Raw genomic sequence first — 9,301 nt, forward strand, 5'->3', positions numbered from 1 at the left:
TCGGGGTTGTAGCCCAGGCGACGGGCCAGGTGCTCGGTGAGCAACTGGGCGGGCACGATGAGGTTCATCGGCGAAACCCACTCGGGCACGTTCGGGGCGGGGATGGACAGGTCACAGGCGTCGGCCAAGGCCTTGTCACCGCCGAAACCGAACACCGGGGCGCCGGCCGAGCGCGCCTTCTCGGCGAGGGAGACCGTGCCCTGCAGGGTCGGTCCGGTGGGGGCGGCGACCAGGAGCACCGGGGTGCGCGGGTCCAGGACCGCGATGGGGCCGTGCAGCAGGTCCGCGTAGGACATCCCCATCGCGTGGAGGTAGCAGGCCTCCTTGAGCTTCAGGGCGGCCTCCAGGGCGGTGGAGTAGACCATGCCTCGACCGGAGATCACGGTGCCCTGCACCGCGACCATGCGTTCGACGATCTCCTCCAGGGCGTCCGTGGGAGCGGCGAGGGTCTCCTCGATACCCTGGGGGACCAGGTCCAGTTCACCGGGATCCAGGTCGGCGCCCAAGCCCAGAGCCAGCACCGCGAGAGCGGCCAGCTGGGAATTGTAGGTCTTGGTGGCGGGTACCGCCAGCTCGTTCCCCGCCCGGGTGACCAGGGCGACGTCGGCCTCGTTGGCCAGCGTCGAGTCGGCGCCGTTGGTGATGGCCAGGGTCCGGGCACCGCAACTCGCGGCCCACCGCATGGTCTCGACGATCTCCTCGGTCTTGCCGGACTGGGAGATGGCCACGGCCAAGACGTCGGACAGATCGACCTTGGCTCCGTACTCGGTCGCGATGGACGGAGAGCCGAGCGTGGCCATACGGCCGGTGTGGGCCTGAAGCAGGTAGCCACCGTAGACGGCGGCGTTGTCCGAGGAACCACGTGCGATGAAGAGGACGTGTTTGGTGCGACGGCCCAGTGCCTCGATCTCCCCGCGCAGGGGGAGGAGTTCGGCGAAGGTGCGGCGCAGAGCGTCGGGCTGCTCGGCGATCTCCGCTCGCATCGTGCTCGTCGTGGTGGTCATGTGCAACAACCTTCCCAGGGTGTGTACGGGTCGCCCTGGACGGGCGTCGGGTGCCGCGCCGAAGGTCGGTGAACGGCGGGGAGCCCGTGGTTCCGCGCCCGCCTCGACGTCGCCGGCAAAGGATTGACATGGAGTCGGAGGCTATGGTCTAGTCCGGACTATACCAGTCGGAGCCGAATTGCCCGGAGAAGCCCGAATGCGGGGGCGGGTCGCACGCCAGGGCCCTCCCCCCGACCCCCGACGGCAGAACAGAAGGTCGCCCATGTCGATCGATCCCGCCAATCCCATGCCGAAGTACGTGCAACTGCGCGAACTGCTGTTGGACCGGATCACGTCGACAGGGCTGGGCGTGGACGACATGATCCCCTCCGAGCGTGAGCTCAGCGTGGACTATGGCCTGTCCCGGATGACGGTGCGCCAGACCATCGACCTGCTGGTCGCGGAGGGCAAGATCTACCGGGTTCCCGGCAAGGGCACCTTCGTCGCCCGTCCCAAGATCGAGATGTCCCTGGTCCTGGCCTCCTACAGCGAGGACATGCGGGCACGCGGCTTCGAACCGGGCGCCCGCGAGCTCATCCGCCAGGTCATCCCGGCCAGCGGCCACACCGCGCGCATGCTCGACATCGCCCCCGGCACCCTCGTCCACCACATCGAACGCATGCGTACCGCCGACGACGAACCCATGGCGGTGGAACGCTCCAACATCCCGGCCGCGATGGTGCCTGGGCTGGAGGACCACGACCTCGCCGAGAGATCCCTCTACGAGGTCCTGGAAAACGAGTTCGACATCCTGTTGGATTCCGGGGAACAGACCATCGAGGCCGGGATCTGCGACTCAGCAGACTCCCGTCTCCTCGGTCTGCCCGCTGGAAGCCCGGTGCTGATCATGCAGCGCCGCAGCTTCGCCAAGGGACAGTGCGTGGAACTGGCACTGTCCACCTACCGTGCCGACCGTTACCAGCTGCACTCCAGGCTGGACCCGCGCCGGCACGGCGACTGACACCCCCGCGCCCATCGGCGCGCCGCCAAGGGAGGCCCCCCGCCATGTCGGACCCGAAAGCAGCCAATACCTCACCGAGATCATCCGGTGGCACCGGAGGAGGGGGTGGGCGCGGTTCGTCCGTGCTGGCCGTCCTCCAAAGGCTCGGTCGCAGCCTGATGATGCCGATCGCGGTCCTGCCCGCCGCCGCGATCCTGCTCCGCCTGGGCCAGGACGACCTCCTCGGCGCCGACGGTCTGGGCGGACTGCCGGGCATGTCCTGGATGAATCCGGTCTCCGGAGCCGTGGGCACCGCCGGTGACGCCATCTTCCAGGCGCTGCCGCTGCTCTTCGCCATCGGCGTGGCGATCGGTTTCGCCAAGCGCGCCGACGGCTCCACCGCGCTCGCCGCGGTCGTGGGCTACCTGGTCTTCGACCGGGTCGCGACCTGGACGATGGCCACCTTCGACGGGCCCCAGGGCGATCTGGGATCCCAGGTCACCTCCTATCCGCTCCCGATCGATCCGGTCACCCGGGAACCCGTCACCGACCCCGAGGTGGTCAACGCGGTCGCTCCGGCGATCGACCACGCGATCAAGAACCCCACCGACGTGCTCGGCGGGATCGTCATCGGTCTGCTCGCGGCCGTGCTCTGGCAGCGCTACCACCGGATCAAACTGCCCACTTGGCTCGGTTTCTTCGGCGGTCGCCGCTTCGTGCCCATCGTCACCGCCCTGGTCGGTCTGCTCATGGGCGTGGCCCTTGGTCTGATCTGGCCGATCGTCGGGATGTGGATCCAAAACCTCGGTGAGACCATCATCGGCGCGGGCGCGCTGGGCGCCGGCATCTACGGGATCATCAACCGCATCCTGCTGCCGATGGGCCTGCACCACGTGGTGAACTCGTTCATCTGGTTCGTCTCGGGCAGCTACACGGCCGAGGACGGCAGTGTCTCCCACGGTGAGATCACCCGGTACTTCGCGGGGGACCCCGACGCCGGCGGCCTGCTGTCCGGGTTCTTCCCCGTGCTGATGTTCGGTCTTCCCGGTGCCGCCCTGGCCATGTGGTTGGCGGCGAGCCCGGCCCGTCGGGCCCAGATCGGTTCGATCATGATCCCGGCCGCGCTGACCGCGTTCGCCACCGGCATCACCGAACCGGTGGAGTTCGCGTTCATCTTCGTGGCCCCGGTGCTGTTCGGTGTGCACATCGTGCTCACCGGCGTCTCCATGGCCGTGCTGAACGCACTGGACGTGCAACTGGGCTTCGGTTTCTCCGCGGGTCTGATCGACCTGTTGCTCAACGCCACCAAGGGCAATACGGAGGGTCTGGGGATCCTGTTGTTGTTCGGGATGTTTTACTTCCTGGTCTACTTCGGGATCTTCTACCTCCTGATCAAGAAGCTGAACATCCCCACCCCGGGAAGGGAGACCGATCCGGAGGAGAACGTCGCCGCGCACACCACATCGGCCGCCGACGAAGAGAACGGTGCCGGTTCGAGCGCAACCAAGGGGAACGGCGAGTCGACCGGGACGGGCAAGGACCCCGCCGACTGACTCCGCCGGCCGTCCCCGTCGGCCGGTGCCCCGGGATCTTCGCCGGGCACCGGTCGGCGTCGACCCTGGCGTGTGCGGTCCATCACCTTCTAAGCTCGGTTCGGATTCGTGAACGTGTCCGTCGGGCACGCGAGAACAGAGCGCGGAGGGTACATGGCCAACAAGGCTGAGGCGATCGTCGCCGGGCTGGGCGGCGCCGCCAACATCGAGGACATCGAGGCCTGCATCACCCGGTTGCGCACCGAAGTGGTCGACCCGGGGCTCGTGAAGGAGGAGGCCCTGAAGGCGGCCGGCGCGCACGGGGTGCTGGTCTCCGGCAGGGTCGTCCAGGTCGTCGTCGGTCCCGAGGCCGACAGCCTCACCGACGACATCCAGGACCTGTTGGAGTAACCCCCGGTCAGAGCACCGGAACGGACGTCGGGGTGACCGCCCGATCGATCCAGGTCGAGGCGGGGGAGAGAACGTGGGCCCTTCGGCCCTTTTGGTCGATGTGATCCTGGATTAAGTCGCGTCCGTAGGGAAGATCTCCCCCATGTCAGACCACACCAGTGCGCTGCGCGTACTTTCCCCCGTCACCGGAACGGCGATGTCCCTGGAGACCGTGCCGGACCCGGTGTTCTCCCAGAGCATGGTCGGCCCCGGGCTGGCCGTGCACCCGGAACCCGGTCAGGAGGGCGGCCAGGAGGCCCGGCAGGAGGCGTTGGCGCCCATATCCGGGACCCTGACCAAGCTCCATCCCCACGCCTTCGTGGTGATGGCTCCGAACGGCGGACACGGTGTCCTGGTCCACCTGGGCATCGACACCGTGCAGCTCGCGGGGGAGGGGTTCACCCTCCTCGTCTCGGAGGGTGCCGAGGTCACGGCGGGCACCCCGGTGATCGAGTGGTCACCGGGGCTGGTCGCCTCCCTGGGCAAACCCTCCGTGGTTCCGGTGGTGGCACTCGACGCCCGCGCCGACACCCTGAGCGAGCACGTGAACGGCGCCGTCACCGCCGGTGACGAGCTCTTCGTGTGGACCCCGGCCCCGGTCCGGCCCTGAGCGAGTACCGCCCCGAACGTTCCCGACGACCCGAGGTCACCCCCGCTCCACGGCGGGGTGACGCCGAGCACCGAACCCGACCGGGTATTCTCCGGCCGCACCAAGCGAACCGCCGGAGATGACACCCCACATGAAACCGCATGCCCTGGCCCCGGTCTGCGCAGGCCTCGCCCTGATGATGACCGCCTGCACCACGACACCCGAGGAGGTGGGAACCTCGCCTGGAGAGAACGAACAGTCACCGGAAGCCTCGGCCGAGCCCTTCGAGCCGGTCCTGGCACCCGAACTCCTGGCCGGAATGGACCTGGACGAGAAGATCGGCCAGTTGATGGTCCTCACCGCCCAGGGCACCACGGCCGCGGACAACGCCCAGATCATCGAGTCCTACAGCCCCGGTGGGCTCATCTACTTCGACGCGAATCTGAGCGACGCCGAACAGATCGCCGAGCTGTCCGTGGGGGTCCAGCAACTGGCGGCCGAACAGGGCCAGGGGGTCCCCCTGTTCCTCGGGATCGACCAGGAGCAGGGCCGGGTCGTGCGCATGCCGGTGGGCACGCGCTTCCCCGACGCGATGGCGGTCGGAGCCACCGGTGACACCGAACTCGCGGCCCTGCGCGCCACCACCACCGCCACCGAGCTGGCAGCGGTGGGCATCAACCTCAACTACGCCCCGGACGCCGACGTCAACACCGACCCGAACAACCCGGTGATCGGCAACCGGTCGTTCGGTTCCGACCCGGACAAGGTCGCCGAGATGGTGCTGGCCGAGGCCGGTGCCTACGCCGAGAGCGGTGTGGTGCCGGTGGCCAAGCACTTCCCCGGACACGGCGACACCGACGTGGACAGTCACACCGGGCTGCCCGTCATCGACCTGCCCCGGGACCAGTGGGAGGCCGAGCACCTGCCGCCGTTCCGGGCCGCGGTGGAGGCGGGGGTGGACTCGATCATGACCGCCCACGTGCTCATGCCGCAGTTGGACGGCTCCGAGGACCCCGATCCCGCCACGATCTCACCGTCGATCATCGACGGGATCCTGCGAGAGGAACTCGGCTACGACGGGGTGGTCACCACCGACGCCCTCAACATGGAGGGCGTGCGTCAGCGTCACGACGACGGGGAGGTCGCGGTCCGCGTGATCGAGGCGGGGGTGGACCAACTCCTCATGCCGCCGGACCCGAGCGCCGCGCTCTCCGCGATCCGTGAGGCCGTCGAGAGCGGTCGGTTGAGCGAGGAACGCATCGACGAGTCGGTGCTTCGGGTGCTCGCGCTCAAGGAGAAGCGCGGGATCCTGGAGGCCGAAGCGGTCGACCCGGCCGCGGCCACCGCGGTCATGGAGGACCCCGAGCACGCCGACGCCGCCCGTCGGGTGGCCGAGGCCTCGGTGACCCTGGTGCAGAACGTGGGCGACCTCCTGCCGCTCGCGCAGGGCACCAAGGTGAGGGTGGCGGGGGTGGGCTCCGAAAGCCTGGCCCCGGCCCTGTCCGACGTGGGTCTGGAGGTCGTGGACAGTGGCGAGGAGGTGCTCGTGGTGGGCACCGAGAGCGCCCGTGGCTCCACCGAGCAGCAGGGCCTGGTCTCCGCGGCGCAGAGCGCGGGGACACCGGTCGTGGCGGTGTCCCAGGGTGGCCCCTACGACCTGGAGGCCTTTCCCGAGGTCGAGGGCTACCTCGCCCTGTACTCGGCGGTGGAGGTCTCCCGAACGGCCGCCGCCGGGGTCATCGCCGGAGAGGTCGAGCCTTCGGGTGCGTTGCCGGTGGACATCCCCGGCGCTGACGTGAGATCCGGTACGGGTCTCGGTTACTGAGGCCCGTCGGCGGACCCTTCGGGGTGAGCGGTTCTGTTCGCGAGATTGAATCGGGCGGGGAACGGGAAGAACGGTTCTCCGCCCGACCCCTCGGCCTTCGAGGAGCCGGGCGGGTGGTTCCTGGAGCTCACCTGAGGAGGCGATCGGATGAACCGCACCACCCGACGAGGGGTCATCTCCGACTGGGGCGGAGTGCTCACTCCGCCCCTGATCGACGGAATCCTGGGCTGGCTCCGGGAGGACGCGATCGACGTCGACCACTACTACGAGGTCACTCGGCCCTACTTCGACGGCAGCCTGGCCGACAACCCCGTGCACGCCTTGGAACGCGGGGAGATCGACACCGCCGAGTTCGAGCGCGACCTGGCCGCGCTACTGCGCTCCACCCACGGTGGTCCGGTCGAGGCCGAGGGTCTCATCCACCGGATGTTCTCCCGCTTCGATCCGGTCCACGACATGTACGAAACGCTCCGGTCGGCCCGGGTGAGCGGGCACGCCACGGCGCTGCTGTCCAACTCCTGGGGCAACGGCTATCCGCGCGAGCGCTTCGCGGCCACCTTCGACACCGTCGTCATCTCCGGTGAGGTGGGTATGCGCAAGCCCGAGGAGCGCATCTACCTGCACACCTGTGAAAGGTTGGGGCTCGCGCCCGAGGAGTGCGTCTTCATCGACGACCTCGAACACAACGTCACGACCGCCGAGTCCCTCGGCATGACCGGCATCCTGCACACGGACGTGGACAGCACGCGTGCGGAGCTGGCCCGCTTCCTGGTCCCGAAGGGCGACAACCAACGCCAGCCGGTCTGATCCATGATGGGGCGCGGGTCCGGTCACCTCGGGTCCTTTGGGAAACTCGTAGTGAACCCGATCGCGCCCTGGAGCCTCGATGCACGTCTTCCTGCCCGGTACCGTCCCCGCACTGGCCGCCCTCCTCGACGAGGGCCGCCTGGAGGGCGAACCCTTGACCGCCTTCACGGCCGCCCCGGGGTCGGGCGGTGATTCCGAGGAGGCCGAATACGAGGCCATGTGCGCGGCCGCGGAGGAGTCGCTGCGGTTGCTGGCCGCCGACCCGTCCGCCCCGCGCCGACGCGTGGTCCTGACCGCCGAGATGCCCGACCACATCGTCGAACACGAGGCCCGGCACGGCGACGACGTCGCGCGGGTGAGCGTCCGGGCGAGCATCCCCTACAAGAAGCTGAGGGCGCTGCACGTGGACGACGAGCGAGCCGTCGCGGACGTCGCCAAGGCGGTCGAGGACCCCGGGTCCGACGCCGCCGACGACCACGAACTGTTGTGGTTCGCGGTCCAGGAGATCCGTTACGTGGTCGAGGACTCCCGCGGCTGACGATCGGGTCCGGATCACGGTCGGTTCTGGCCGGACACGGACGCGGTTTCCCCCGTTATGGGGCCATCCGGCACAATGGGTGGCGTCCCGAAACCCCGAACGCCGAGGAGTAAGCCATCAGCCGCCTGGTGCTATGGAACATCGACCTCACCCTCCTCGACGTCGGTCAGGTCATGCGGGTCGCCTACGCGGAGGCCTTCGAGAAGGTCACCGGTGAACCGCTGGTCTACCTGACGTCGGCCGCGGGCCGCACCGACTCGGAGATGTTCTTCGAGTTCTGCGCCCGCAACTACGTCGACTTCGAGCCCGACACCGAGGCGCTGGCCGACTTCCTGACAGCGCTGGAGACGTCGTTCGCCTCCCGTGGCGACCAACTGTTGGCCAAGGGTCGAGCCCTGCCCGGCGCCTCGGCGTCGTTGGCCGCGGTCGCGTCCATGCCCGACACCGTCCAGACGGTGGTCAGCGGCAGCACCCGGGCCAACGCCACCGCCAAGTTGGTGGCCTTCGGCCTGGACACCTACCTCGACCTGGCCGTGGGCGGGTTCGGGTCGGTCAACTACCCCAAGGCGAGCCTGATCCAGTCCATCCGGCTGCACGCCGCGGGCGAGGGTGGACGGGCCTACGCGGAGGAGGAGACGGTGTTCATCGCCGGTTCCGTCCCGGACGTGCGGGCCGCGCTCATCGGTGGGGCCACCCCCATCGGAGTGCTCAGCGACACCTCCACCGAGGGGCAGTTGAGGGACGCCGGGGCGCAGATCATCCTGCCCGACCTGAGCGACCCTCGGGCCGTGATGACCGCCGTGCACCAGGCCACCACGAATTAGGTGACCGCCTCGGATCACGGTAACGTCTCCATAACGACAGCGAGCGTCGTCGGAGGGAGGGCCGTGTCTCCTCTGTGCTCTGGTGTGAACCACCGCGATTCCGTCCACATCAACGGTAACCACCGTGTATCGGTGTCGGTTCTGTTCTCGGGGATCGAAACCAGTAGCCTGGTCAGGGTCCCCGCTACGGTGGGGGCCGGATCCCCGTTCTCGGGGTTCCTCGGAGGCGGGAACAACGGTGTTCCCCGCCTCGCTTCACGTCGCCTGTGCGCACAGGCACCGATCCGACCACCACGACTCTGGATTCCTTGTGCCCCAAGGGGTTCACGGAAACTCACAGTCGAACACAGAAGTTCACGGATCCGACGGTTCGGTGGGACGACCGGCCGACACGTCACATGACCCGTTGTCCTTCGCGACGCTCGTCCGACGCCGCTCACAAAGGAGTGAGAGATCCCTATGTCCGGGCAATCCGACGTCATTCTCCAGAAGCTGCTCAACGACGCGGCCTCTCGGTGGAAACCGGGGGCTCGCCTGAGTCCCGAGGCCGCCGACACGATCCGCGACTTCCTTCCCCTCTACTACCGCCACACGGACCCCGAAGAGATCAGCGATCGTTCCCCCGAACAGATCTGCGGCGCCGCCGAGGCGCACCGTGCCTTCGGCTCCGAGCGCACCCCCGGGCGCGGCAAGGTCCGCGTCTACACCCCCGACCTCGAACGTGACGGGTGGGAACAGCAGCCCAGCGTCGTC

General features: G+C 68.6%; 10 protein-coding genes. 9 read left to right on the plus strand and 1 reads right to left on the minus strand.

Annotation, left to right across the window (positions count from 1 at the left end; all coding sequences use genetic code 11):
• A partial coding sequence (locus K8V84_RS17550; protein WP_304076235.1) for an SIS domain-containing protein occupies positions 1 to 1,004 on the minus strand: 1,004 nt, incomplete at its 3' end.
• Between the two features lie 262 nt (positions 1,005 to 1,266).
• On the opposite strand from K8V84_RS17550, the gene K8V84_RS17555 reads away from it, so the two are divergent.
• The 9 genes from K8V84_RS17555 to K8V84_RS17595 form a co-directional block, all read left to right on the plus strand.
• The gene (locus K8V84_RS17555; protein ID WP_304076237.1) at positions 1,267 to 2,004 is read left to right on the plus strand and encodes a GntR family transcriptional regulator; all 738 of its coding nucleotides are present in this window, start codon (positions 1,267 to 1,269) and stop codon (positions 2,002 to 2,004) included.
• Positions 2,005 to 2,048: 44 nt separating this feature from the next.
• Complete coding sequence (locus tag K8V84_RS17560; RefSeq protein WP_304076240.1) at positions 2,049 to 3,536, plus strand: PTS transporter subunit EIIC; 1,488 nt, start codon at positions 2,049 to 2,051, stop codon at positions 3,534 to 3,536.
• A gap of 153 nt (positions 3,537 to 3,689) precedes the next feature.
• Complete coding sequence (locus K8V84_RS17565; RefSeq protein ID WP_304076242.1) at positions 3,690 to 3,926, plus strand: glucose PTS transporter subunit EIIB; 237 nt, start codon at positions 3,690 to 3,692, stop codon at positions 3,924 to 3,926.
• Between the two features lie 142 nt (positions 3,927 to 4,068).
• On the plus strand, positions 4,069 to 4,575 hold the full coding sequence (locus K8V84_RS17570) for a PTS glucose transporter subunit IIA (protein WP_304076244.1): 507 nt from the start codon (positions 4,069 to 4,071) through the stop codon (positions 4,573 to 4,575).
• A gap of 130 nt (positions 4,576 to 4,705) precedes the next feature.
• Positions 4,706 to 6,379, plus strand: a complete 1,674-nt coding sequence (locus K8V84_RS17575) for a glycoside hydrolase family 3 protein (protein WP_304076246.1) — start codon at positions 4,706 to 4,708, stop codon at positions 6,377 to 6,379.
• 147 nt (positions 6,380 to 6,526) lie between these two features.
• Complete coding sequence (locus tag K8V84_RS17580; protein WP_304076247.1) at positions 6,527 to 7,186, plus strand: HAD family phosphatase; 660 nt, start codon at positions 6,527 to 6,529, stop codon at positions 7,184 to 7,186.
• A gap of 79 nt (positions 7,187 to 7,265) precedes the next feature.
• Positions 7,266 to 7,724 (plus strand): hypothetical protein, encoded by a 459-nt coding sequence (locus K8V84_RS17585; protein WP_304076249.1) that lies wholly within the window; start codon positions 7,266 to 7,268, stop codon positions 7,722 to 7,724.
• Between the two features lie 116 nt (positions 7,725 to 7,840).
• Positions 7,841 to 8,548, plus strand: coding sequence for an HAD family hydrolase (locus tag K8V84_RS17590; protein WP_304076253.1), 708 nt, complete (start codon positions 7,841 to 7,843; stop codon positions 8,546 to 8,548).
• A gap of 459 nt (positions 8,549 to 9,007) precedes the next feature.
• On the plus strand, positions 9,008 to 9,301 hold a 294-nt coding region (locus K8V84_RS17595; protein WP_304076251.1), incomplete at its 3' end, for a hypothetical protein.

It is taken from the genome of Nocardiopsis listeri, assembly GCF_020741345.1.
Classification (GTDB): Bacteria; Actinomycetota; Actinomycetes; order Streptosporangiales; family Streptosporangiaceae; genus Nocardiopsis; species Nocardiopsis listeri_A.